This window comes from Bartonella sp. CL435QHHD, from assembly GCF_042195095.1.
Classification (GTDB): Bacteria; Pseudomonadota; Alphaproteobacteria; order Rhizobiales; family Rhizobiaceae; genus Bartonella.
This window is the reverse complement of the sequence record NZ_JBHINS010000085.1, coordinates 1-25,740: the sequence shown is the minus strand read 5'-3', so window position 1 is coordinate 25,740 and position 25,740 is coordinate 1. Positions and strand designations below refer to the sequence as shown.

At 41.6% G+C, this 25,740-nt stretch carries 24 protein-coding genes, 1 tRNA gene and 2 pseudogenes; 9 read left to right on the top strand and 18 right to left on the bottom strand.

Annotated elements, in window-relative coordinates:
* The first annotated feature begins 1 nt into the window (after position 1).
* Positions 2 to 823 (top strand): TIGR00282 family metallophosphoesterase, encoded by an 822-nt coding sequence (locus ACFILH_RS09270; RefSeq protein ID WP_273790841.1) that lies wholly within the window; start codon positions 2 to 4, stop codon positions 821 to 823.
* A gap of 367 nt (positions 824 to 1,190) precedes the next feature.
* Here ACFILH_RS09270 and ACFILH_RS09265 read toward each other — a convergent pair.
* The 6 genes and pseudogenes from ACFILH_RS09265 to ACFILH_RS09240 form a co-directional block, all read right to left on the bottom strand.
* Positions 1,191 to 1,656, bottom strand: a pseudogene (locus ACFILH_RS09265) (helix-turn-helix domain-containing protein).
* 171 nt (positions 1,657 to 1,827) lie between these two features.
* The gene (locus ACFILH_RS09260) at positions 1,828 to 2,292 is read right to left on the bottom strand and encodes a helix-turn-helix domain-containing protein (RefSeq protein WP_375667711.1); all 465 of its coding nucleotides are present in this window, start codon (positions 2,290 to 2,292) and stop codon (positions 1,828 to 1,830) included.
* 171 nt (positions 2,293 to 2,463) lie between these two features.
* Entirely contained in the window at positions 2,464 to 2,856 is a 393-nt protein-coding gene (locus ACFILH_RS09255; RefSeq protein WP_375667709.1) for a helix-turn-helix domain-containing protein, read from the bottom strand.
* Positions 2,857 to 3,100: 244 nt separating this feature from the next.
* On the bottom strand, positions 3,101 to 3,685 hold the full coding sequence (locus ACFILH_RS09250) for a helix-turn-helix domain-containing protein (protein WP_375667708.1): 585 nt from the start codon (positions 3,683 to 3,685) through the stop codon (positions 3,101 to 3,103).
* Between the two features lie 207 nt (positions 3,686 to 3,892).
* A complete protein-coding gene (gene murA, locus ACFILH_RS09245; protein WP_375631456.1) occupies positions 3,893 to 5,188 on the bottom strand; it encodes a UDP-N-acetylglucosamine 1-carboxyvinyltransferase in 1,296 nt (431 codons plus the stop codon).
* Positions 5,189 to 5,347: 159 nt separating this feature from the next.
* A complete protein-coding gene (locus ACFILH_RS09240; RefSeq protein WP_273790845.1) occupies positions 5,348 to 5,500 on the bottom strand; it encodes a hypothetical protein in 153 nt (50 codons plus the stop codon).
* Positions 5,501 to 5,676: 176 nt separating this feature from the next.
* Here ACFILH_RS09240 and ACFILH_RS09235 point away from each other — a divergent pair.
* Positions 5,677 to 5,751: transfer RNA gene (locus ACFILH_RS09235), tRNA-Thr, on the top strand.
* A 2-nt stretch (positions 5,752 to 5,753) separates the two neighbouring features.
* Here ACFILH_RS09235 and ACFILH_RS09230 read toward each other — a convergent pair.
* On the bottom strand, positions 5,754 to 5,915 hold the full coding sequence (locus ACFILH_RS09230) for a hypothetical protein (RefSeq protein WP_375643498.1): 162 nt from the start codon (positions 5,913 to 5,915) through the stop codon (positions 5,754 to 5,756).
* Between the two features lie 1,550 nt (positions 5,916 to 7,465).
* On the opposite strand from ACFILH_RS09230, the gene ACFILH_RS09225 reads away from it, so the two are divergent.
* The 3 genes and pseudogenes from ACFILH_RS09225 to ACFILH_RS09215 all read left to right on the top strand — a co-directional run.
* Positions 7,466 to 8,203 carry a hypothetical protein gene (locus ACFILH_RS09225; RefSeq protein ID WP_273790847.1) on the top strand — a complete coding sequence of 246 codons (738 nt, stop codon included), beginning with the start codon at positions 7,466 to 7,468 and terminating at the stop codon, positions 8,201 to 8,203.
* Positions 8,204 to 8,295: 92 nt separating this feature from the next.
* The gene (locus ACFILH_RS09220) at positions 8,296 to 8,829 is read left to right on the top strand and encodes a hypothetical protein (protein ID WP_273790848.1); all 534 of its coding nucleotides are present in this window, start codon (positions 8,296 to 8,298) and stop codon (positions 8,827 to 8,829) included.
* Between the two features lie 946 nt (positions 8,830 to 9,775).
* Positions 9,776 to 10,012, top strand: a pseudogene (locus ACFILH_RS09215) (DnaJ domain-containing protein); the annotation flags it as partial.
* Between the two features lie 763 nt (positions 10,013 to 10,775).
* Here the strand turns inward: ACFILH_RS09215 and ACFILH_RS09210 are convergent.
* The 4 genes from ACFILH_RS09210 to ACFILH_RS09195 all read right to left on the bottom strand — a co-directional run bounded on the left by ACFILH_RS09210 (position 10,776) and on the right by ACFILH_RS09195 (position 13,703).
* Positions 10,776 to 11,540, bottom strand: coding sequence for a lambda exonuclease family protein (locus ACFILH_RS09210; protein ID WP_273790849.1), 765 nt, complete (start codon positions 11,538 to 11,540; stop codon positions 10,776 to 10,778).
* A gap of 952 nt (positions 11,541 to 12,492) precedes the next feature.
* Positions 12,493 to 12,681: a hypothetical protein gene (locus tag ACFILH_RS09205; RefSeq protein WP_273790850.1), complete on the bottom strand. Its 189-nt coding sequence runs from the start codon at positions 12,679 to 12,681 to the stop codon at positions 12,493 to 12,495.
* Between the two features lie 2 nt (positions 12,682 to 12,683).
* A complete protein-coding gene (locus tag ACFILH_RS09200; protein ID WP_375660820.1) occupies positions 12,684 to 13,073 on the bottom strand; it encodes a hypothetical protein in 390 nt (129 codons plus the stop codon).
* 312 nt (positions 13,074 to 13,385) lie between these two features.
* Positions 13,386 to 13,703, bottom strand: coding sequence for an XRE family transcriptional regulator (locus tag ACFILH_RS09195; RefSeq protein WP_273790852.1), 318 nt, complete (start codon positions 13,701 to 13,703; stop codon positions 13,386 to 13,388).
* Between the two features lie 416 nt (positions 13,704 to 14,119).
* Here ACFILH_RS09195 and ACFILH_RS09190 point away from each other — a divergent pair, with 416 nt between their 5' ends.
* The 3 genes from ACFILH_RS09190 (at position 14,120) to ACFILH_RS09180 (ending at position 19,461) form a co-directional block, all read left to right on the top strand.
* Positions 14,120 to 15,190: a YdaU family protein gene (locus ACFILH_RS09190; RefSeq protein ID WP_375667706.1), complete on the top strand. Its 1,071-nt coding sequence runs from the start codon at positions 14,120 to 14,122 to the stop codon at positions 15,188 to 15,190.
* A gap of 44 nt (positions 15,191 to 15,234) precedes the next feature.
* Positions 15,235 to 16,653, top strand: a complete 1,419-nt coding sequence (locus ACFILH_RS09185; protein ID WP_375667720.1) for a hypothetical protein — start codon at positions 15,235 to 15,237, stop codon at positions 16,651 to 16,653.
* A gap of 198 nt (positions 16,654 to 16,851) precedes the next feature.
* On the top strand, positions 16,852 to 19,461 hold the full coding sequence (locus ACFILH_RS09180; protein ID WP_375667704.1) for a toprim domain-containing protein: 2,610 nt from the start codon (positions 16,852 to 16,854) through the stop codon (positions 19,459 to 19,461).
* 21 nt (positions 19,462 to 19,482) lie between these two features.
* Here the strand turns inward: ACFILH_RS09180 and ACFILH_RS09175 are convergent, their stop codons facing one another.
* From ACFILH_RS09175 to ACFILH_RS09155, 5 genes are all read right to left on the bottom strand, one after another.
* Positions 19,483 to 19,908 (bottom strand): hypothetical protein, encoded by a 426-nt coding sequence (locus tag ACFILH_RS09175; protein WP_375667703.1) that lies wholly within the window; start codon positions 19,906 to 19,908, stop codon positions 19,483 to 19,485.
* A 94-nt stretch (positions 19,909 to 20,002) separates the two neighbouring features.
* The gene (locus tag ACFILH_RS09170; protein WP_375667701.1) at positions 20,003 to 20,686 is read right to left on the bottom strand and encodes a hypothetical protein; all 684 of its coding nucleotides are present in this window, start codon (positions 20,684 to 20,686) and stop codon (positions 20,003 to 20,005) included.
* A gap of 56 nt (positions 20,687 to 20,742) precedes the next feature.
* Positions 20,743 to 20,868, bottom strand: a complete 126-nt coding sequence (locus ACFILH_RS09165; protein WP_375637689.1) for a hypothetical protein — start codon at positions 20,866 to 20,868, stop codon at positions 20,743 to 20,745.
* Positions 20,869 to 20,926: 58 nt separating this feature from the next.
* Entirely contained in the window at positions 20,927 to 21,250 is a 324-nt protein-coding gene (locus tag ACFILH_RS09160) for a hypothetical protein (protein WP_375667699.1), read from the bottom strand.
* Positions 21,251 to 21,595: 345 nt separating this feature from the next.
* Positions 21,596 to 21,814 (bottom strand): hypothetical protein, encoded by a 219-nt coding sequence (locus ACFILH_RS09155; protein ID WP_375667697.1) that lies wholly within the window; start codon positions 21,812 to 21,814, stop codon positions 21,596 to 21,598.
* A 301-nt stretch (positions 21,815 to 22,115) separates the two neighbouring features.
* On the opposite strand from ACFILH_RS09155, the gene ACFILH_RS09150 reads away from it, so the two are divergent.
* Entirely contained in the window at positions 22,116 to 22,685 is a 570-nt protein-coding gene (locus ACFILH_RS09150; protein ID WP_273790862.1) for a hypothetical protein, read from the top strand.
* Positions 22,686 to 25,244: 2,559 nt separating this feature from the next.
* Here ACFILH_RS09150 and ACFILH_RS09145 read toward each other — a convergent pair.
* The gene (locus ACFILH_RS09145; RefSeq protein WP_375667695.1) at positions 25,245 to 25,430 is read right to left on the bottom strand and encodes a hypothetical protein; all 186 of its coding nucleotides are present in this window, start codon (positions 25,428 to 25,430) and stop codon (positions 25,245 to 25,247) included.
* A gap of 72 nt (positions 25,431 to 25,502) precedes the next feature.
* Positions 25,503 to 25,655 carry a hypothetical protein gene (locus ACFILH_RS09140; RefSeq protein ID WP_375667694.1) on the bottom strand — a complete coding sequence of 51 codons (153 nt, stop codon included), beginning with the start codon at positions 25,653 to 25,655 and terminating at the stop codon, positions 25,503 to 25,505.
* Positions 25,656 to 25,740: the final 85 nt, after the last annotated feature.

Here is a 25,740-nt window from a genome sequence, read left to right as displayed (position 1 = left end):
TATGCGTTTTTTATTTTTAGGTGACATTGTTGGTAGCACAGGCTGTAAAGCTGTTTTTGAACACCTTCCTCAACTGATTGAGAAATGGCAGCTTGATTTTGTTGTGGTAAATGGTGAAAATGCCTCTGGTGGTTTTGGTCTTAAGCAAGAGACATATCAAGATCTTTTGATGACCGGTGTTGATGTTGTCACCACGGGCAATCATGCTTTTTCTCACAAAGAAGCATTGCAGTATGCCCATGAGAGTGATCGTTTTTTACGCCCTGCCAATTTTTCGAAAGAAACTCCCGGAAAAGGTGCTGGTGTTTTTACGGCAAAAAATGGCGCCCGTGTTCTTGTCGCCAATCTGTTGGGCAACGTTTTTATGCCGTGCAAAGTAGAAGATCCATTTGAAACAGCGGAAAATATTCTTCTTGCCTGTTCGTTGATGGAGCAAGCGGATACGATTATTTTTGACTTTCACGCAGAAACGACAAGCGAGAAGCAATGTTTAGGCCATTTTCTGGATGGTCGTGTGAGTGTTATCGTTGGCACACATACGCACATTCCCACGGCTGACGCGCAGATCTTAGAAGGTGGGAGCGCCTATTTAACAGATGCAGGCATGTGTGGAGATTATAACTCCTCTCTTGGAATGGATAAAGAAGAACCCTTACACCGTTTTCTTTATAAGACGAAGCAAGACCGTTTTGAACCGGCGTGTGGTCCCGCCACCCTTTGTGGTTTAGCGGTTGAGATTTCAGATCGCACCGGTTTAGCAGAAAAGGTCTCAGCGGTACGGATTGGTCCTCATTTAAAGCCTGAAGTTCCGGATTTTTGGTAGCTTCTTTTAAGCCGCCCCTTTGATGATCGCTCTCCACTGTGCGCCCTTTGGATGATTGCTCTCCAAGATTTCCTTTTGAGAACTCTATTTGGCAAGATGATTTTTCCAGCCCTTCCCAAATCCTAAAAACACCCCGCCCTCCAATTTGCCTAATACAGCAACTTTTCTAGCACAAATAAGTCACTCTTTTTAAAAGGATAAAAGATAAAGGATAAAAATTTTCGTGATTTTTAAAATGATGAGAAGGAGGTTTTATTTGGACATTTCTGCGGGGGGGGGGGAGGAGAAATGTTAACCCCCTTCTCTAGAAAAAGCTTTATATAATAATTTATTATTTAGCAAGAGCCTCTTTAATTTTTTTTTGATTCTAACGAAAATTTAATCTTAAAATTGCTTTCTGCTTTTTAGGTTTGAGCTCTCTAAAACTTTTCAAAAGGATATGCTCTTCTTTACTTGAAATTCTTTCATCACAGTAATACAAAGCATTTTCTTTTGTTGAGAGATCAGCGTAAAAAAAAGGCAATAGGAACATTGAGAATATCGGCAATTTCTTGTAAACGCCCAGCTCCTATACGATTAGAGCCTTTTTCATATTTTTGGATTTGTTGAAAAGTCACACCTAACTGACTGCCTAATTTCTTTTGCAACATTCCCAGCATTGTTCTTTTAAAGCGAATTTTTCTGCCTATCGAAATGTCGTTAAAGTGTGGATTTTTAGCTTTCACTTCAAGCTCCCCTACCGGTTGCGAGCGCCTCTTATGCGTATTCCGGGAGTCAAAAACACTGAGTTCAGTCAGCTTTTTTGCTTTTAGTGCTAGAGCGCACTTGGACATGGCAAAAACTCCCGGAATCTCGCGATACTTATAAAGCAGGCTAATGTTTCATCTTGGATTTTCAGGCTTTGGGTTCCACCATTCAACCACACTGTACGACGAGAACCCTGGTGCTTGTTCATAAAATAATTTCTGGAGACCAGCAATAAAATTTAAAACAGTGTTTTTATCTCATGAGACAATCAAACACAAAATTGCCTTCTGCTTTTTAGGTTTAAGCTCTCTAAAACTTTTCAAAAGGATATGCTCTTCTTTACTTGAAATCCTTTCATCACAAGGATACAAAGCATTTTCCTTTGTTGAGAGATCGGAGTAGAAAAAAGAAATAGGAACATTGAGAATATCGGCAATTTCTTGTAAACGCCCAGCTCCTATACGATTAGAGCCTTTTTCATATTTTTGGATTTGTTGAAAAGTCACACCTAACTGACTGCCTAATTTCTTTTGCAACATTCCCAGCATTGTTCTTTTAAAGCGAATTTTTCTGCCTATCGAAATGTCGTTAAAGTGTGGATTTTTAGCTTTCACTTCAAGCTCCCCTACCGGTTGCGAGCGCCTCTTATGCGTATTCCGGGAGTCAAAAACACTGAGTTCAGTCAGCTTTTTTGCTTTTAGTGCTAGAGCGCACTTGGACATGGCAAAAACTCCCGGAATCTCGCGATACTTATAAAGCAGGCTAATGTTTCATCTTGGATTTTCAGGCTTTGGGTTCCACCATTCAACCACACTGTACGACGAGAACCCTGGTGCTTGTTCATAAAATAATTTCTGGAGACCAGCAATAAAATTTAAAACAGTGTTTTTATCTCATGAGACAATCAAACACAAAATTGCCTTCTGCTTTTTAGGTTTAAGCTCTCTAAAACTTTTCAAAAGGATATGCTCTTCTTTACTTGAAATCCTTTCATCACAAGGATACAAAGCATTTTCCTTTGTTGAGAGATCGGAGTAGAAAAAAGAAATAGGAACATTGAGAATATCGGCAATTTCTTGTAAACGCCCAGCTCCTATACGATTAGAGCCTTTTTCATATTTTTGGATTTGTTGAAAAGTCACACCTAACTGACTGCCTAATTGCTTTTGCGACATTCCGATCATTGTTCTTTTAAAGCGAATTTTTCTGCCTATCGCAATGTCGTTAAAGTGTGGATTTTTAGCTTTCACTTCAAGCTCCCCTGCCGGTTGCGAGCGCCCTCGCATGAGTATTCCGGGAGTCTGAAAGTACTGAGTTCAGTCAGCTTTTTTTGCTTTTAGTGCTCATCGCACCTGGACATGGCAAAAACTCCCGGAATCCCGGGAAACCCACAAGAGTAGGCTAATCTTATGTACTGAACTTTAGGGCTTTCAGACCCTACTGATCGTTGCGTAGACGACCAAAGTTACAGTGTTATTTATAAAGTAATTTCATGAAATTAGCAATAAAATTTAAAACAGTGTTTTTATCTCATGAGACAATCAAACACAAAAATGCCTTCTGTTTCTTAGGTTTGAGCTCTCTAAAACTTTTCAAAAGGACTTGCTCTTCTTTACTTCCGATCCTTTCATCACAAGGATACAAAGCATTTTCCTTTGTTGAGAGATCAGCGTAAAAAAAAGAAATGGGAACATTGAGAATATCAGCAATTTCCTGTAAACGCCCAGCTCCTATACGATTAGAGCCTTTTTCATATTTTTGGATTTGTTGAAAAGTCACACCTAACTGACTGCCTAATTGCTTTTGCGACATTCCGATCATTGTTCTTTTAAAGCGAATTTTTCTGCCTATCGAAATGTCGTTAAAGTGTGGATTTTTAGCTTTCACTTCAAGCTCCCCTGCCGGTTGCGAGCGCCCTCGCATTGGTATTCCGGGAGTTGAAAGAGCTGAAACTTGACTCAGCCTTTTGCTTTTAGTGCTAGAGAGCACCTGGACATAACAAAAGCTCCCGGAAATCCGGGATATCCATAAAGCTGGATAAATACGTGTCTCAAGTTTAGGGTCTTTCATTCCCTGTTGATCGCTGCGTAGACGACCAAAACATTCTCTTACCAATAAAGTAATTTCATGAAATTAGCAATAAAATTTAAAAACAGTCTTTATTTGTTTGTTTTATGAGCCCCACCCGCCTCTCAAACTTTTATGCCCGCTCGTAAAAGCTCCAAAACCATGAGATAAGCCCCGCGTTTATTGAGAAAATGAACAAAGCTTGCTTCTTGAGATCAAGCCCCTTAAAGGCAGACCGAATACCTTCGAAGAGAATTACACTGTGATGCGTTGGATTTTTGCGCCACAACGGACTAATTTTTCTTCTAATCTCTCAAATCCACGATCAAGATGATAGACACGATTGACGATTGTTTCCCCCTTTGCCGCCAACGCTGCAATCACAAGAGAAACAGAAGCACGCAAATCCGTCGCCATAACGGGAGCCCCTTGCAAATTCTCTGTTCCATAGACGGTTGCCGTCTGCCCATCAAGCTTTATCTGTGCTCCTAAGCGATTGAGTTCTTGAACATGCATAAAACGATTTTCGAAAACCGTCTCTGTAATATGCGCGGTTCCTTCAGCCCGTGTCATGAGCGCCATGAATTGGGCTTGGAGATCGGTTGGAAAAGCAGGATAAGGTCCTGTTTTAATATCAACGGGCATAATTTTGGTGTTCTTTGGATTTCGCTTAACATGAATTCCTTGAGGTTCTATTTGAATCTCGAGTCCTGTTTTTTGGAGCACCTTAAGCACTTTTGTGAGATGATTAGGATTTGCATTTTTAAGAAAGACATCTCCTCCTGTCATAGCAACAGCCATTGCATATGTCCCCGCTTCTATTCGATCAGCAATAACGCGTATTTTTGTCCCTTTAAGTTTTTTCACCCCTTCAATTGTAAGCGTTGTTGTTCCTTCACCGGTTATTTGAGCCCCCATAGCATTCAGGGTTCGAATAAGGTTTGTCACTTCTGGCTCACAAGCCGCATTCTCAAGAACGGTTGTTCCCTTTGCCGTTGTCGCCGCCATCAGCAGCACATGGGTTCCCCCAACAGTGACTTTAGGGAAACGATAGTGATCACCTTTTAAGCCCCTTGGCGCTTTTGCATGAACATATCCATTTTCGATCGAAATCTGTGCGCCTAAAGTTTTGAGTCCTTCAAGGATAAAATCGACAGGTCTTGTTCCAATAGCACATCCTCCAGGAAGCGAAACATAAGCCTCTGCGCATCGTGCAAGCAGAGGTCCGATAACCCAAAAGCTTGCACGCATTTTTTTCACCAGTTCGTATGGCGCCCGTGTTGTGGCTATTTTTTGCGCCGTAAAATGAATTGTTCTTGAATTCACACATTCATCGTTAAACTCTTGTCCATCAACGGCATATCCCACACCATGATTATTGAGAATACGAATAAGCAATTCGACATCGGCCAGATGAGGAATATTTTCTAAAGTAAGCGTTTCTTCTGTCAAAAGCGCCGCAATCATAAGAGGCAAGGCAGCATTTTTTGCTCCTGATATAGGAATTGTTCCTTTAAGTTTTTCTCCCCCAACAATTTGAATAGAATCCATAGTGTTTTCCCTCTTTTCCTTTGTGCCTGCCCTTCCAAAGGATTGTCCCCCTTCGGGAAGTTATGCTTTATTAATCGTTTTAGAACGCATTCTAAATATGAGAACAAATTATTGAGAAGTTTGGTTGCAAAGCTTCACTAAAAAACATTTTTTTGCATTTTAGAGCTCTGTTTGTGCTCTTTTTCGGCATTGTTCTTTTCGACGTTTCAGGTTTTGACGCAATTGTTGCGCCAATCTTTCTTGACGTCGTTTTGCTTTTTCATCTTGATGATTCATTTCATTTTGTTTTTGTTTTTGATACATTTGTGTCATTGCGCAACCTTTTAAACAGTGTTGAGCTTCTATCCAAGCAACTCATAACCTTAAATATTTAAGCATATAAGAAACATATGTCATGACATAAGATACGTTTTCTTGCAAGAATATACAAATGTTCTCTTGCCTATTTTCTGACAATATGGCACAAGACAGCGCAAAGATTGAAAAGGGCTGCGGTAGCTCAGTGGTAGAGCACTCCCTTGGTAAGGGAGAGGTCGAGAGTTCAATCCTCTCTCGCAGCACCATTTTATTCTTCTTTTGCCTCTCTCTTCTTTCCCCTATAAGCCTTCTCTATAAGCCTCAATTTTTTCCCCCAGCCTCCATTGGCTTCATCAAATCCTCCATCCTTTAAACCATGCGCTTCAATGGCGTCAAAATCAATGGCTTCAATGACACGCTTAATCTCCAAAATGCTTTATGAGCGGCTTTTGAAATTGACACACCCCAAAGAATAGCCCCCCTCCCATTGGCTTCCCCCTTTTTCCTTCCTGTAAGACACCCCCCTTATCCTTCTCTTTGCCAAACCTCACTGTTGCATCTTCTTAACACTTGAGACGGTATAGGCATTTTTATTTCTTGAATATTTTTCCCCACAAGCTCACCCCACTTATAATATGCAGACAAACGATTTTACTTGTTTCAATATAAGAGCGTTTGAATAAGAAGGTTTGAAATAAGAACATCTCACACTATTTCGGGCTCTCATTGAAATTCAAATTAAATCTCAATAATGAATTATTATAAACTCATTGTTTGAACATATCCCATTGATACCTTTATCCGCCCCAAAACGAATAATCTTATCTTTCTAGCCTCTCTATCCACCTCAAGCAACACAAGTATTCCCTCTAAAAATTAGAATAAGCTTCATCGATCCTATTCGTCATTTACAACAAATCTAACAGAGCCATTTCCAGAACCTCCTCTCAACTCAATTCCTTCCCCATTCTCCCCACCCCTTACCAAAAGAAAAAAACCAAACAGTGATAAAGCCCCCCCTCAATAAAGCTTTCAATAAGTCACCCCACGCTCCCATATGGCAAACATCTCATATGACAGACATCCCCATATACTAGGCATCCCATATACCAGAAAATTGATAGCCCGCCGTTTCAAAGAAGATCCCTCATTACCAATTTTATACACTATGATTTTCCACGTGCTCTAAGCCATCCCTCTTTCAAGACGCTCTTTTTTATACGAATACTTTAATTTATACGGATAGCGTTATTCCTCTTGCAGAAGAACCCTAAGAGCGAAGAATTCTCTTCCCCTCTATTCTATTGAAATCAAACACCCCTCTTCGCTTACAGTTCACAAGGCTTACAGTTCACAAGCAGAAAGATCCGTATGGCATAAAACTTTTCAAGAAAAGCCTACCTTTTATGAAAAGTCCCCCCCACAGTGAATGAGATTATGAATCATCCCAAGAGCTAAAGCCCATGTCGCAATCTTGAGAACGAGCTCAAGATGATACCAACTTACTTTTTCATAAAGTAAAGATGAGGTGTGTAATATTTATAATCTACGAGGTTTTATCGTTACCTCTCACGATACCATTTACAAGCCCCAGCATGAAGTTCACGAACGCCGGTATGAAATGGGCATGAAATGAGTATAAAAAGAGCTTGGAGCAAGATGTCTCTTTAAAACAAGCGCATGACTATGCACAACAAGTATATTTCGTTTAGAGCATTTTGGATATTCCCCACTCCCGCCCTAGAACAAACATTTTGGTGACAGGACCTCCCTTATATTTTCTACTGTCCTTGTCTCCTCTGTCCTTGTCTTCTTCAGCGAATAAAACCCCGCATGTGCGGGGTTTTATCCTGTACTACACCCTTATTTAGATACAGTATGATCACTATCGCTGTTTTCATTAAATACATTTTTTACATATATTTTCAACACAAAAATAACACATATTGATTTATTCAACAAAAATCATTAAACGTTAAAATGATGAAATTATTATTCAAAACGTACGTCATAATATTTATAACGTTTTTTTCTGTATCCCTATTATTGGGTTGTACTCAAGTAAGCGATCTCGCTGAATACGATAGGCTTTACCAAAAATATGTCCATGAAAATTACACTCCTTTAGCATATTCTCAGAAATTAGAAAAAGCAAAAAAAGAGGTAGAATATTTAAAAGCGTATATGGAATGGACTGTAGACATACCCCATGACAAAAGTCAATTTTGGAGGCATTTAATAACATTGCCCAGTAATCCTCCAGAATTCAATATTTTTAAACATTATCACATATTGCTTGTTTTTTGTGGACGTTTTTTTGATTTATGGCAAGGTGATAAAACGATGCCCACACTTACCTTTAACGACTTACCAACAAGACTTAGGGCTTTTAAAGCTAACGGGATGAAATACAGGAAAAATTGGGATTATATAGAAAATATTTTCCTCAACGCAAAGTTTGAAACAAACTTTGATGATCCAATGTTTGCGTACGCAGAAAAATTTTTGGATTCCCCTAATGGCATTAGTCGAAAAGAACAAACTCTCCAGACAGAGCTGCTCATAATAGGCAATGAACTCACTCGTTTTAGAAACACAGCAACAATGTGCGTTATGGCTAGAGAGGTATACCTTGCCATGATGCCCAAAGAAAATGTAAAACCGCCCGTAAGATATAGCACTTTTGAAAAATGGAAGCAGTATTTAAAAAATCTTTAAACGGATAATAAAACGCCTTTCAAAATACTTCTAAAGAACCATTAAGCCCTCTCACAATGACTATAATCAATCACAAAAAGGGTATAAAAAAAATGTTAATTAAACAGTCTTTATTGAGAAACGTCTTAATTATCGCCCTTTTAACAACGCATCTTTTTTATTCTTCAAAGGGATATACTCATTCGAATGAACTATTCTCTTCAAAAGAGATTACAGAAAGAGAGAGATTGTTCCGCATTTTCCTCGTTAATGGAAGTAGTTGGTGGTCAGAAAAATTCTACCAAATTCTCTGGATAGAAAAAACATTTTTTTTGGAAAACAAGTGGCGGTTATCGCAACCTCTCTATGAAAAACATGTCAATATAATAAAAAAATGGCAGAATATAATCAAAAAACGACATCATGTATTTAATACTCTGTGTAGCCTTATAGAATTAGAAATAGATGCAATGCGACATGTGAATGAAGCAAAACACTCTAATGAGCATACCCGTCTCTCAAACAGTATGAAACACATAGAGACATATCAAGAGCGTATAGCTAAAAACAAGAAAGAACTTGAGAAACTTGATCATGAAATTGAGATCTTATACAGAGTTATCATAGAGTATACAAAATTACCATAAACTTTGATCTATTCATTCCATAACTTTATGAAAAGTGCTTCTCAAAGGGTATTCTGCATTTTCAAGCATTTTTAACTATCTATCGCCATCTTTAGATACAAAGTGCCAAAGTACATACAATTTGTTTTATTTTACCAACATAAAAATAACATATATTGATTTATTCAATAGAAATTACTTATCAAAGCTCGTTAGAAACAAAAGGCAATAAATACCCTATGTTTAAACACTTTATTTTATTTGCTATAGCAATAAGCGCTGTTTTTATTCACGCATCATACAACCCGTGGATGTAGAAAAGACGAATTTTTTGTTGGGAATACTTCTCCGATCAATTGTATTTCCAAAGAATATATAAAACAAAAAATAGAAAAGAAGATATTGGAAAAAGAACGCGAAAGATAATGGTTAGAGCTTGAAAAATTTGCTGTTATTGCTTGTCCAAGTAGAGAGTTTCCTGTTTACCCTGTTTTTTCTATTATCGATTGTATTTCAGAGGAAGAACTCAAACAAAATCGTTTTAATAAAGATAAAATCAATATAATGTACTTATTCATGCAATGGTTTATCGTAGGATTCATCATAACAACGATAACGTCCGTTCCCATTAGTTTACTTTGGCGTTTTAGATTTAAGGTTCCTGCCTGTTTATTTACAATAATGACAACCTTGGCTATTATTGCCGTCCCTTTATATTTGATTTATCGTCTCTCTTTTAATCTATTTTTGTAAAAAATATTTCTAAAATATTAAAAACACCCTGCATTTTTAAGCGTTTTGAACTGTATCTCCCCTCATTTAGATACAATAGCCCCAAGTACAGCCCCACCATTCAATACGATTTTCACCATACTTTAAACATAAGATAATACCCATTGATATATTCAACAAAAATTAGTTAAGCTATCCTATAAAAATAAGAGCAATACACAAGTAGCAGTATTTAATGATATTAAATGAAGACGATTATTATGGAATTCTTGATGTAAGCTACGCATGCAACGATAAACAGATAAAATCTGCTTTTCGTAAATTAGCTCTGCAATACCATCCTGATCATAATCCTAGTACCGAAGCTGAACAAAAATTCAGAAAAATTCTTGAAGCCTATGAAGTTCTTAAAGATCCTCGAAAGAGAGCTGCTTACAATCAGTTCTACCATAAAACCTCTGAAAACAATCACAAGACCTCTGAAAGAAGTAGAAACCAAGAGAACAGAATAAGAGATAATATAAATATAAATAATATCAAGCGTGTAATTTTCATTACTTGTGGAATAACGCCTCTAATTTATGGTACAATTTCACTCTTTACGTGGAATATACCACTAGGAATAATAAGTATAGGGTTATTAATTCTCATCAGTATAAAAGGATATTTGGTAAAGATTGGTAAATTGATATTCTGGCTCATACTCATACAACAATTTTTAATGTTTACCAGATTTATATTGAAAATTATCTCATGAAAATGCTTTTGAAGAGTATTAAGAGCGACCCACAGTGAATTCATAAAATGTGGTCATTTTTGATTTTCTATAACAAGGTAATGTAGAGAAACATAAAGATTATAATATCTCTATCCGTTCTTTCCCTATTCTCCCGTTTTCCCCACCCCTTTATTTTCTTCCACAATCCGCCCGCCACCCTTTCCCCCAACAAGCCCACTTGACTCCACACAGACTTTTTCTCATGCTCCTACATTCTTTTCCCCATATCGGCTAAAAAACTCCCCCCCTTAATCTTCCCCCTTATCTCCCCCCCTTAACACGCAACACAAAAGCTCCCAGCCCCCTCGGATCTCGACGTCTAAACATCTGTCTCACGTCTCCCGTAAAACATCTCCTTCCATTTTCCAGCATGCTTTACCTATCACTCCAAGCTCCCTACTTGCGTGCCCAGAAAACACAAAAAAACCGGCTCTTTTCTCCCTCTGCTCTTTCCTTTTTATAGAACTTTGCCTCTCCTCAACGCTGCACACGATCCCTTTCTTGCCCGCCTCATTCTTGTTTTGCCCTCCAGCAGACGCTTTGTCTTCATTCCAAGCACCCTTTCTTCCCCCTCCTTCAAAGCAATTTCTGTCCTTAGATGAAAACCTGTCCCAACACTCTTAATTTGCTGTACCATCTTCTCCAAAGCCTCATTAAAACGGCTAATTTCATTTTCAAGCTTGCAAATATACGCTTCATCACGATAAGCCCGTTTAATCAAAGGAGGCATATCCGGCCAATAGAGCATTAAATCCACCCATTCGCGTTGAGAAATCCATAATCCCCCTTGACATTGTGCTTTATGTTCTGCTGGAAAATTCTTTTGCATGAAATGAGGGATCAAAATTTCAGGTTTTTTTGTTTTAATTTCTAATAAGCCATTTTTTCCCACAAAAGCATCGGGGGAAAATCCTTGTCCGCGATCATCAGCCAAAACAAAGCCAATACATTCAGGTTCTGTATGTGTAAGTTCCCCATAAAGCTGTCGTGCGATTGGTTCTAATTCTGTTCCACGTCGCTGAGAAAGTGTTGTTCCTTCCTCAACGGTTTTTCCTGTAATTCTTTCTCCCGCCAATTTCATCATCACACTCTGATAGCGTGAAGTTTTTTGCCCCTGTTTTTTTTGTGCCATAACCATCTCAAACAAAGAAGCCGTAATCAAACCATTACGCACTTTCTGCCATTCTTCTGTTCCTTGAATACAATCGATAATAATTGGCATGACCTTTCTCCCCTTCATCTTTAAAGTGTTTTTTGCAATATATCCTCTTTGAAACATTCATATTTTTAAAGCCTGTGTCCCTCACACGGACTAAAGGCGACAACATCCTTCAATGCATCCTTCAATATTGTGCCGCTGAAAACACAAAAACTGCTGCCCCCCTCAACATCCCCCCTCCGCAATTTCTCATATATAGGCTCTTTTCTTCATGCCCCCCCTTTCCCATATCGGTTAAGAAAACCCCCGCAAAGCTCCCCCCTAAGCTCCCCTAAGCTTCCTTAAGTCCCCCCTAAGCTCCCCTAAGCTTCCCCAAAGCTTCCCCTAAGCTTCCCTTCCAAGAACGAAAGCATAACGCACACCATTGTCACCGCAATGAAAAAGCACTCAAGTCCTTTCATTGCGGCGCTCCCCCAGCACGCACCACAAAAGCTCCCAAAATCCCCCCGTTTTTGTCCCAATACGTCTAAACAAGCTTTAACGACCTCCCCCGTCAAACACCTTCTTCCATTTTCCAGCATGCTTTCCGTGTCATTCCAAGCTCCCTACTTGCGTGCCCCGAAAACACAAAAACCGGCTCTTTTCCCCCTTGAACGTGCCTTTTTATAGGTTGGAACCTGTTTGTACTGCTGCTTCTCTTCCCCCTAAGCCTTCATTTTTATTTTCCAGCATGCTTTCCGTGTCACTCCAAGTCACTGGATGACGACCTGCCCCACCATTGCCTTATCCCCCCAATGAACCAGCCAGCAACTTCCCCCCCCCACACACAAGCGCCCGCAATTTCTCATATATAGGCTATTTTTTTCATGCCCCCCTTTCCCATGTCGGCTAAAAAAACCCCCGCAAAGCTCCCCCTAAGCTTCCCCCAAAGCCCTCCCCCAAAAACGAAACACCATTGTCACCGCAATGAAAAAGCACTTGGACCCTTTCATTGCGACTTCCTTTTTCAACCCTGCTATTGCACGACGGAAAAATCATGGCGGCAATATTCTTCCTCCAATTTTTTTGCCATAGACTGAGCCACCTCTTGCGATATAAAAAGTATAGCGTTGTGTTTTTGTGGTTCGAGTCTGATTAAATTTCGCATATTTCCAGCATAATAAAGTGGAATCCCTTGATAAGAAGTCTTGAGATAACTTGGCATGTTTACCACCAATAATCTGTCAAGACATCACATGGGCGTAAACGATGCTGTTTTTCATAAGAGCCATAGAGATTATCTTCATAATCGCAAGCCGCTCTTTCATTTAAACAAGCATGATAAGCTTCACTATTCAAAATGAAGGGCTGCAATTGTGTATTTTCTTCATTCATTTCATGATTTTCGACATAAAAATCAGCGATTTGTTCCGTAACATCTTCAGCATGAGAAGTTGTCAGATCGAGTCGTAAAACTCTATAAACAGTTTCACATTCTTCAATCAGTTCGAGCACCTCTTCGATTTCGTCGATTGGTCCTTCATAAGTACCAGGATTTTCCTCTTCGCATAAAACGATAATGATTTCATCCTCTTTAACGAATGAAATATTTTTCATGATTTCCCCCTTTAGATAGTTGATAAAGCATAGCCTTGTCTTGACAAGACTAAATATAGCGTTAGTCTTATCTCCTCTATAGGAGAGATGTCAACCATTTTATCCTTCATAAAAGATATATTTTAAATATCTACGGGGTTCAAATGACATATGTAAATAAAAATCTATTATTCTTTGTTCCTCTCATGCCCCTTTGTTGTTCTCTATTTGTTCTTACAAAATTGCAATTATAAACACACAGGAGAGATAAAATGAGTGACATAATATTAATAAAATACTGGAGTCGCCTTGATTCAAAAGCACAGAAGGAAGTTATTTTGAAGCTTCGTCAATTGGCCGCCGCAAAAGAGTCAAAATCGCCTGTCTCTCTTGCGGAGAGAGTTTCGAAATAAGCTCTATAAATTCTTTATCTTCAGGGCTAGCCCCTTTACCATAAAGAATATAATTCATACTGATATTAATTTCGTGACAAATTCGCGAGAGAGATTCGATTGTTGGTTCTTTTCCTTCAGAAAGAATAGAATGAAGGTACCCCGCGCCTTTACCGGCAGCGAGGGAGATAGATCTTTTTGACCGCCCACTTTTTTCCAAAGCGATTCTTAATCTTTGACGCCAACCATCGATATTCATAATTTCACCATATAGCGCGTCTTTTAAAAAAAACACGTCCTTTTTATAAAACGAGCTTGCATTATCCTCTAAAAAGGATAAAATTAAGGAAACAAATTTTACTTTTTCGGGGGAAATTTTTTTATTTTTGGATCATAAAAACACTTTAACCACCCTACAGGATATAAAAGACCACTCTCCAAAGCTTCTGCCCAAAAGCAAGTACGTTGAGAATGTGTGGTATTCTTTATTTTTTCCATCACCGCAATCTTAAATCGTAAGTTTGCATGCTCTTCAAGCACAGCCAATCATTTATAAGCGTCGTAAAGAAGCCTCTAGTCATCATCGAACAGAGCCAAAAGCAACACAAGTTAAATCCTTATTTGAGCTTTTATCATCAATAAAAATGTATAAAAAAGAAGAAAGTAGATTGCAGTATGAAACACGCTAATCAACAAGAAACTCCTCATTATGAATCGTCTAGGCTTCCATATGTTTGTTGGTATCAAAATGACTTTCTAGGAGGTGTACGTGGGATGCGCGCACACGAAATTGGAATCTATACGATTCTTCTCAATGAAATGTATGCCCGTGGACGACCTTTAGAAATATCGAAAGAACGTTTAGCGCGTCTTTGTGGTTGTGACAAGCGAACTTTTGTTAATGTTTTAGAAATGCTCATCCAAGAGGGTAAGATTTTAAATTTAGCCAATGGATTATGGAACAAGCGTTGCGAAAATATTTTTCAAGAGCGTGAAAAATTGCTTGAACAAAAATCCTTTGCGGGTCGTTCTTCGGCAAAAAAACGCAAAAAAATCAATGCAGAGATGCAACAACTGCTTAACGAAAGTCCAAAAGATGCTGCACAAAGCTCAGAAGCTCAAAAGACAGAAGAAAAGGAAACACCTTACGGTGTTTTAGAAAAGAAAATTTTGTTTGATGAGACAGAACCTTGTTTTTCCTGCGAAGAGAACTTTGAACAAAGCGATCATCCATCACCCTTATCGGCTCTTGATTCACCTCTCCCTTCCCCTCCACAAGAAGAAGCGGAGCAAAAAAACGCCCCCTCTTTAAACGCTCCCCAAGCCGAGTTTACCTCCGCCCCTATCGCGCAAATTGTCACGGGGGAAAAAACAAAATCCGCCACCACTCTTCCCCCCAGCAATCTTTCTGCCTCCATCCCGCTTTGCACCAACAAAAAAACCACTTCCTCAGTTGCCAAAGGGCACCGTCTTCCTGAGCATTGGCAAGCAGACATCAAGGCGGCAGTTTCAGAAGGTTTGAGTGAAAGCCAAGCCCATTGGCAAGAAAAGAAGTTTCGCGACTATTGGCAAGCCAAGAGCGGCAAAGAAGCTCTCAAAGTAGACTGGCAAGCCACATGGCGCAACTGGTTTCGCCGTGAGATCGAACGGCAAGAACAGCAAAAACAGGGAAGCTCCTCATCTTTCATCTCTGAGAACAACGACACCCTTTACCGCAGTTTGATCAACTATAATGACAATTTTTGACATCACAAAAACAACGTATTTTTCAAGCACGCGCGGGGATAAAAATGTTTCAAAACCACAACAGCATCGGACAAAATAACACAGAACAAAACAAAGGGCGGCAAAACAACACTTGGATAGGCGATTCACACAGCAAAACGCGTCAACATCGACCATTTTGCTCTCATCACAAAAGCCGTTTTCCCCACACAAGGACATCCACAGGCACCCCAACACAAGACACTCCAGCATGCACCACACCCTCACAGGCATCCGCCCCGCCCTTCTTGCATCCTTCCTCCTTTCCGCCTTCCTCCTTTCCTCAAGGCGCCACTTCCCATGCTCTTGGCAAACAAACACCAACACAGCCATTTCAGAAAAACTCAATGAAAAGCAAACTCTTTGGCAACAAACCCACCCCTTCCACACAGGCATCCCAACAGGACTCCAGCATGCACCACACCCTCACAGGCATCCGCCCCACCTTCTTGCATCCTTCCTTCTTTCCGCCTTCCTCCTTTTCTCAAGGCGCCACTTCCCATGCTCTTGGCAAACAAACACCAACACAGCCATTTCAGAAAAACTCAATGAAAAGCAAACTCTTTGGCAACAAACCCACCCCTTCCACACAGGCATCCCAACAGGACTCCAGCATGCACCACACCCTCACAGGCATCCGCCCCACCTTCTTGCATCCTTCCTTCTTTCCGCCTTCCTCCTTTTCTCAAGGCGCCACTTCCCATGCTCTTGGCAAACAAACACCAACACAGCCATTTCAGAAAAACTCAATGAAAAGCAAACTCTTTGGCAACAAACCCACCCCTTCCACACAGGCATCCCAACAGGACTCCAGCATGCACCACACCCTCACAGGCATCCGCCCCACCTTCTTGCATCCTTCCTTCTTTCCGCCTTCCTCCTTTTCTCAAGGCGCCACTTCCCATGCTCTTGGCAAACAAACACCAACACAGCCATTTCAGAAAAACTCAATGAAAAGCAAACTCTTTGGCAACAAACCCACCCCTTCCACACAGGCATCCCAACAGGACTCCAGCATGCACCACACCCTCACAGGCATCCGCCCCACCTTCTTGCATCCTTCCTTCTTTCCGCCTTCCTCCTTTTCTCAAGGCGCCACTTCCCATGCTCTTGGCAAACAAACACCAACACAGCCATTTCAGAAAAACTCAATGAAAAGCAAACTCTTTGGCAACAAACCCACCCCCTCCACACAAGGACACCCCCCTCCACACAGGCACCCCAACACATGCCCCAACAGGGACACTCTAACATGCACCACCCCAACACATGCCCCAACAGGACACTCCAGCATGCACCACACCCTCACAGGCATCCGCCCCACCCTTCTTGCATCCTTCCTTCTTTCACCCCCTTCCTCCTTTCCCCTTCCTCCTTTCCTCAAGGCACCACTTCCCATGCTCTTGGCAAGAAGACATCAACACAGCCATTTCAAAAAGGTTTGAGTGAGAGTCAAGCCCTTTGGCAAGCCAAGAGGTTTCGCGACTATTGGCAAGAAAAGAGCGGCAAAGAAGCTCTCAAAGTAAACTGGCAAGCCCCATAGCACCACGGGACTTTACGATCAGATCGATGGTGAGAACAGCAAAAACAGAATTCTCACCTCCCACATCTTGAGAAAAACGACAATAATATCACGAATGACCATGAGCACAATTTTTGAAATCAAACAAAAACTTATCTCACAAGCCGATAAAATAGTAGAAATGCTTCTTCCCCAAGGGCACAAACGAGGCAACAATTGGATTGTAGGCAACACACGTGGTGAAGCTGGTCAAAGTTTATCGATTTGCTTAAGTGGTAGTAAAGCAGGACTTTGGTATGATTTTGCAGAAAGCACAGGAGGAGATCTTTTAGACCTTTGGTGTGAAGTCAAAGGCATTAGCCTCTCTCAAGCCTTAGAAGAAGCACGCGCGACTCTCAATCTGACACGCCCCAAACCCTTTATGGCGCCTCATCGTTCCTATCGCCGTCCACCGGTTCCTAAAGGGCAGAGCCCGCAGAATCTTGTAAAAACCTATCTCCATGAAGAACGCCGCATTCCTCTAGAGATTATAAAGCGTTACCGCATAGGAGAAAATGGCGAAAAAATCATTTTCCCCTTTTATAAACCCGATGGCACCCTTGCTTTAGTCAAAGAACGGCTTGCGCAAACGGGAGCAAAAACCAAACCAACAGCCTCCCAATGTGAACCGATTTTATTTGGTTGGCAAGCCCTTTACCCCACAAACCACCCCTCCACGCACACATCCCAGCAGGCAACCCAGCACACATCCCAGCAGGCATTCCAAAACACCGCCCAGCAGGTACCCTCAACCAACCCCACCTCCACACAGGCACCCCAAAACACCGCCTCAACCAACCACGCCTCCACGCAGGCGCCCCAAAACACCGCCACAATCAACCCCGCCTCCACAAAGGCATCCCTGCACACATCCCAGCAGGCATCCCAACACGCACCTCAGCAGGCACCTCAGCAGGCAACCCAGCACGCACCTCAGCAGGCACCCCAAAACACCGCCTCAACCAACCACCCCTCCACACAGGCACCCCAAAACACCGCCTCAACCAACCACGCCTCCACGCAGGCGCCCCAAAACACCGCCTCAACCAACCACCCCTCCACACAGGCGCCCCAAAACACCGCCACAATCAACCCCGCCTCCACAAAGGCATCCCTGCACACATCCCAGCAGGCATCCCAACAAGCACCTCAGCAGGCACCTCAGCAGGCACCCCAAAACACACCCCAGCAGGTACCCCAAAACACCGCCCAGCAGGTACCCTCAACCAACACCACCTCCACACAGGCACCCCAAAACACCGCCTCAACCAACCACGCCTCTACACAGGCGCCCCAAAACACCGCCTCAACCAACCTCACCTCTACACAGGCGCCCCAAAACACCGCCACAACCAACCACGCCTCTACACAGGCGCCCCAAAACACCGCCTCAACCAACCTCACCTCCACACAGGCGCCCCAAAACACCGCCCAGCAGGCACCCACGCACGCGCCCCAACAGGCGCCATTCCCCAATTTTTCTTCAACAAACCGTACCATTGTTATCACTGAAGGAGAAATTGATGCGCTATCCTTAGCCGCCTATGGATATCCGGCGGTTTCTGTTCCCTTTGGAGGAGGCAGTGGAGGAAAACACAACTGGATTGAAAATGAATTTGATCATTTAGAATCTTTTGAAACGATTTTTTTAGCCACCGATATGGATCCGCCCGGAGAAGAAGCAGCCCGTGAGATTGCCAGCAGGCTTGGACGCCACCGTTGCTACCGTGTCCGTTTACCCCTTAAAGATGCCAATGACTGTTTAACCGCAGGGATCGATAAAGCCACCATAAAAGCTGCCTTTTCCTCAGCACAAAGCTTTGCACCAGAAGGTTTACGGCGCGCCTCAGACTATAAAGATCAAGTGATTGGGCTTTTTTGGCCAGAGCCTGAAAAACATCTTGGTTATACGGTTCCCTATCCTAAACTGAAGGACAAATTGCATTTCCGCCCAGCAGAATTAACGCTCTGGAGTGGTGCGAGTGGTACAGGTAAAAGCCAATTATTATCAGATTGTATTCCCCATTGGATTGCACAAAAGAGTCGCCTTTGCTTAGCGTCTCTAGAAATGAAAGGAGAACAATCACTTCGCCGTTTAACCAAACAAACGGGCGGCTTAGAACAGCCTACAAAAGAGACAATTGAACGGATTCTTCATTTTTTAGACGAAGGGCTTATTCTTTATGAGCATGTTGGCAAATCGAGCGTAGATACCTTGCTTGAAGTCTTTGACTATTGCCGTGCGCGCTATGGCTGCGATCAATTTATCATCGACAGTTTGATGCGGCTTGGCATTGCCTCAGATGATTATGCAAGACAAGAACAAGCGGTTTATAAAATGGTTGATTGGGCTGTTTTAAACAATGTGCATATTCACCTTGTCGCCCATGCCCGCAAAGGCGGTCTGGATAAAGATATCCCCAGCACAGAAGACATTAAAGGCGCCTCAGAAATTGGTGCCAATGCCTTTAACATCATCACCATTTGGCGCAATCGGTCGTTGGAAGATAAAATCTTTGCCGCCTCTCTAGCACAAGAAAAAGCAGATTTAGCAAAACGCCCAGGCGTTATTATGAATATTGCCAAACAACGTTCTGGTGATTTTGAAGGCAAAATAGGGCTTTGGTTTGATCCCCAAACTTATCGCTATCGCTGTTCTTTTGAACAATCATTCCCTCGACGTTATCTGTAATACCCCATAAACCCCACTCTCTTAAAAAACGCCACCGCCTTCACACGCGCACGCCTTGCTCCCACAGAAACAACAGGAAGGATCAATCCACAAATAATGAAAAACACCCAATCCTTCGCGAACCAAAGCCAGCCCAACCCCATATTCTCTGCTCCCAAAGGCAAACAAAAAAGGATCGCTCCAGCAATGGCGCAAAACACCAACCCCTTCAATAACCACAAACAACGCGTCACCACCCCATCTTGCCGCCCCCTTATATGCAAAATCAAGAACCACTCCAACACTACAGCAAACACGATCCCCATCAAGGACAATAGTCCCCAAGGTATGTCCATACTCTCCATCCCCCAAAGAGCCAAAAAAAGGACGACTCCTAAAATGCAGTAAAACAGCACTTCCTTCAAAAAGAGGGAAATACCACAAATACAATAAAACGCCGCCCGCCACCTCGGAATATCGAAGCGCTTGGAAACTTTATAAGTACAAATAACGACAACAATAAAAAGGTAGGAAACCACCAACAACAGCAAAAAAACACCAGCTACCTCAAAAACCAAGCCCATAGAACACGCGCACACCTTGCTCCCTCACAAACAAAAGGAAGGGTAAATCCAAAAATGAATAAAAACACCCAATCCTTCGAGAACCAAAGCCAGCTCAACCCTAGATTCTCTGCTCCCAGACGGGTAAAACAAAGGAGAGTACCCAAAATGCAGGAAAACAGCACAAAATTCAAAGCACGCAACGACCTCTGTAATACCGTATCACCTTGCTCGCGTATAAAGAACCCCAAGAGCACTTTCAACAATACAGACAAGAGCAAAACCTTTAAGAATACCGCCCTTATGCTATCCATATCTCTGACACCCACAGCAGCAAACCACAGGATAAAGCCCATCATGCAACAAAACATAACCGCCTTTAAGAACACTTGCCAAGCAACAGGCATGCTCTTGACGCCCAGATGCACCAAACCAAGGACAGTTGCAAAAATGCAAGAAAACACCGCCCCCTTCAAGAGCAGCTCCCCGTCAACAGCGCGCCTGCCCACGCCCACATAAATAAAACCAAGGTAGGTGGCAACAACGCCATAAAGCACCACCCATCTCCAAAACATCCCCCCTGTAACAGAGCGACGCTTTGCTCCCTTATAAATAAAAATCAAGGCCAGAGCAAAAAAGCAGAAAACCCCCAACAACAGCCAAAACATCACATCGTTCGACATCAAATACCCCTCACAGAAAGAACATCAAAGACCACGCCCGTGGGGAAGAGAAATGCTCATTTTTTTAAGCCCCCCAACAGTACACGCACACACCGTACCCCCTCCAGAGCAAAAAAAGAAACAGCTCCAATAATGCCCGCAAACACCAACCCCTTCAAAAACATGTCCCGTGCAACCACCATACGCCCCGCTCCTTCATTAAGTAAAAATCAGAGACCATGCCAAAAATGCAGCAAAAGATCAATCCTTTGCAAAGAATGAAAGCCTAAAACCAAGACGCTTTGCCCCTAGACAAATAAGCCCAAGGATAAGACCAAAGACAACGCCAAAAAGAATATGGAAGACCCACTTGTTTGAAAACCACAACCAAGCCAAACCAAAGTGCTCAGCTTGCCCATAAACAAACTTAGAGGTCACGCCAACAAAGAATGCAAGCACCCCACCCTTAAAAAAGTCCTTCCTTGTAAACCCGAAAAACCTTATTCCCGCATAAATAGAAACAAAGGCGAGAACCAAAGGACAGAAAAGTGCCAACAACTGCAAAAACATCACATCGTTCGACATCAAATACCCCTCACAGAAAGAACATCAAAGACCAAGCCCGTGGGACAGAAAAATGCTCATTTTTTTAAGCCCCCCAACAGTACACGCACACACCGTACCCCTTCCAGAGCAAAAAAAGAAACAAGTCCAATAACGCAGCAAAACACCAGAAACTTCAAAAACATGTCCCGTGCAACCACCATACGCCCCGCTCCTTTATTAAGTAAAAATCAGAGACCATGCCAAAAATGCAGCAAAAGATCAATCCTTTGCAAAGAATGAAAGCCTAAACCCAAAACGCTTTGCCCCTAGACAAATAAGCCCAAGGATAAGACCAAAGACAACGCCAAAAAGAATGTGAAAGACCTAACTGTTTAAGAACCACAACCAAGTCAAACCAAAGTGTTCAGCTTGCGCATAAACAAACTTAGAGGTCACGCCAACAAAGAATGCAAGCACCCCACCCTTAAAAAAGTCCTTCCTTGTAACCCCGAAAAACCTCATTGCCGCATAAATAGAAACAAAGACAAGAGCAACAAAGCAGAAAAATACCAACCACGGCAAAAAAACCAAATCGTTCGACATCAATATCCCCCACAGCAGTAAAATTAAAGGTAACGCCCATCATGCAAAAAAATGCCAATCCTTTCAAGAAGCAAATCCACGCGAGACAATACACTTTTCTCCCATACAGCCTCCCCTATAAACCCCTCTCCTATAAAACAATGACAACACCCACAGAAAGCGACCCCTCACCCTTTTTTTGAAACTTCCCCTCACGCAAAAAGCAGACATAAAAACGTATCCCTCAACAAGCATACAACAGCACAATCCCGTTTCTTTGCATAAACATAAAGAAGCAAACGATAATTTTTAAGGAGATGCTATGACCCATAAGCAGAAAAAAAATATGCAAACCTGCCCGCTTGATCATCAAAATCAAGAAAAGCACATTGGTCATTTAAAGACGCAAGAAATCCCTGTTGAAACGCGTAATCCTTATTTTAAACCCAATCATCGAGAAAGTTCCAGCAACCCGCGCACCATCAATGCCATTGCCAATGCACAAAGCCATCCCATTGCACTTTTATATGCGAAAGGACATCTCAGCAAAGCCCAATATAAAGCGGCAGAACGTTTTTATTTTTACTGGCGTCAAAGCCAAGCCGATCTCCACATGAGCCTCGACTACACCCGTGAAAAGGTTTCCTGTAGCCAAGGGTACATACACCCCATTGAACGTCAAATAGAAGCCTCCAATCATTTAAGAACAATCAAAGTTCAACTGGGTATTCTTGGCTATTCACTGCTTGAACGCGTTATCGGCCATGGACAAGCGATAAAAGAATTAAGTTCTTCAAAACGCAAACAAAACTCCCTTGCCGATCATTTACGAGATTGTTTAGACTTGCTCGCATTTCATTGGGGATATGCAAACCATAAACATTTTGAATAATCCCCCTCCTCGCCATTTTAAGCGGCCTCCCATGTTGCCCCCGCCCCTCTAAAGAAACCTCCCCCACACGGGCTCAAGCATTGAGCAGCTCTCGCCCCCATTTTCATTACCTTGCCCCCCACACCCAAAAGGACAATACTTCACCCCCCACACATACTGAAGATACACCCCACACTCTTAAAAACAAAAAGCCTTCCCCATATCAGTCCTATAATCATGAGGGGCTCTTAATTCGTTTTTGATTGAAGAATATTATCAAGATGCTTGCATGCATCATAATATTTTTAAATATAGTTTAATTAATATCGAGTCTTAAAACAAATATTCAATTGAAAAAAGTATTAAGTTTTAATGCAAAATGACAAAATTTTTTGTAAAAAGTATTTTTTATATTGCTATTTTTTCAATTCTCTGCTAATTATAATGTGGTAGGTTCTTTAAGTATGATTTTTTGTATTTAGTACGGCCTTTTGAATTTATTCTTTTTTGACACGTCCTGCGAGTCAATGTTAAAATTCTCCTGCTCTTTGGTCCTCTAATTGCGACGGAGGACTTTTTTTTATAACTGTACTTTTTTATGACTGTATTGTCTTAAATCACTTCCTTATGAAGCTTTGTTATATTCCTCCATAAGGTCTACCCGCAAAATAGATCATTCTTTTGTCAAATTGACTTGCGTTTCATTCTCAAAGAACAAAGATTCTTAACTCAATCTGATTTACAAACAGCTTGGATACACTTCTCTCTTGGCTTCCATTTCCTCTTGGCTTCCATTCACTCTTGGCTTCCATTCAGGGATTTTCAGCTAAACTCAAGGCGCAACAGAAGCTTGCTCTGTCTTAAAGATTCACCACGCCCTTAAAAAAACACTTAAAACATATCCAAAGAAGCCTGCTTCATATCACCAAACTTCAAATGACAGTGTTTTACGACATAACAGAATGACTTAACTACTGGATAACTTTCTTTATCGCATAGTCCACCAACAGGTTGATGTATCACGGTAATAATTTGATTTATAATAATAATTTCCAGTTATCCATATAAAATTTAAGAGACCCGGATATCATAGGGATTCTCTCATTTTAAATTTATTTCATGTTGCATCAATCAACACCTTGTCTTTTCCACATTACAAACATGAGAGACATATGAAATAAAACACTAGCAAGATAAAGAATCAAAATGCCTCTTATGAACACGCTCAAGAGCCAAAGGCTGTCATCACATGAGGCGCGAATAGTATGATAGTGCAGGCTTTCCCCTTATGAGATTTTAAAGAAGGGCTTATCCACTTCGCAAGAGATTTCTCCATTATCCCATTCATCAATATCCCCATTCATCAATATCCCATTCATCAACATCCCCATTCATCAACATCCCCATTCATCAACATCCCCATTCATCAACATCCCCATTCATCAACATCCCCATTCATCAACATCATTGTGATGATAAGACAACATAATGTTTTTTAAACAAGTACGTAAATGTGCAACACAAATATATTCTATTTAGAACATTCTGTTTTACGTGATTCGCGTAAAACCTCATTAAAAACAAAATCTCTATGAGAAAAAATCTAAAGCGTGAGGATAAAAACATGAAGCAAGCGTGATTCCATTCAGCTATTGCTCTTTAACCGTCAAACCAAATAAAAATAGATCCGGCCAAATAAAAATAGATCCAGAAAGTATGTTAATCTTCCTACCTTAAGAGATAAGCTAAGAATATAGACAACATCTCTCCTAACATTCCCCTTTTTCTAGCATCGCGTAAGAATCAAAAGTTATACAGCTTATTTTGTCATATTATAAAGCACTGTTTTTTTAAGGCGGTATTGAAGCAGTTAAAACAATTGAAGTGTTTAGCCAACGCCATTAGCAAAGCTAAAAAAAACAAACTGTTGAAAAGCCGTGCATATCTTGTGTAAACACAAAAAAAACAAGAAAAAGGCACAAAAATATCTTAATTTTTATAAAAATGCTCAGCGTCTTTTACGATTGTATTGACGAACAACCCTTATCACATAATCATCTTAAATATTGAGAATAAAGAATGAATAGCCCTCGCAAATACAGCAACCTATCAATAAAAATATAAAAACAAATCTTTTGGTTATCTCTGTTTCTTATGGAATATGCCTTTCCCTATGGATGCACTTTAGCCTCCAAAGAGTGCGTTCAATCCATGGAAAGGATGCACTCCAGCCCTTAAAGAGTGCATCCTTCCCCTCAACGGAAACTGCCGAACCCTCATAAAGGCAGTATCCAATCCATAAGAGGATGCACTCCGCCTTCAAAAGAGTGCATCCTTCCCCTCAACGGAAACTGCCGAACCCTCATAAGGCAGTATCCAATCCATAAGAGGATGCACTCTAGCCCTCAAAAAGCGTGCATCCTTCCCCTCAGCGGAAACTGCCGAACCCTCATAAAGGCCGTATCCAATCCCTAAGAGGATGCACTCTAGCCCTCAAAAAGAGTGCATCCTTCCCCTCAACGGAAACTGCCAAACCCTCATAAAGGCAGTATCCAATCCATAAGAGGATGCACTCCGCCTTCAAAAGAGTGCATCCTTCCCCTCAACGGAAACTGCCAAACCCTCATAAGGCAGTATCCAATCCATAAGAGGATGCACTCTAGCCCTCAAAAAGAGTGCATCCTTCCCCTCAACGGAAACTGCCGAACCCTCATAAGGCAGTATCCAATCCATAAGAGGATGCACTCCGCCTCCAAAAGAGTGCATCCTTCCCCTCAACGGAAACTGCCGAACCCTCATAAAGGCCGTATCCAATCCCTAAGAGGATGCACTCCGCCTTCAAAAGAGTGCATCCTTCCCCTCAACGGATACTGCCAAACCCTCATAAGGCAGTATCCAATCCATACGAGGATGCACTCTAGCCCTCAAAAAGAGTGCATCCTTCCCCTCAACGGAAACTGCCAAACCCTCATAAGGCAGTATCCAATCCATGAAAAGGATGCACTCTAGCCCTCAAAAAGAGTGCATCCTTCCCCTCAACGGAAACTGCCAAACCCTCATAAGGCAGTATCCAATC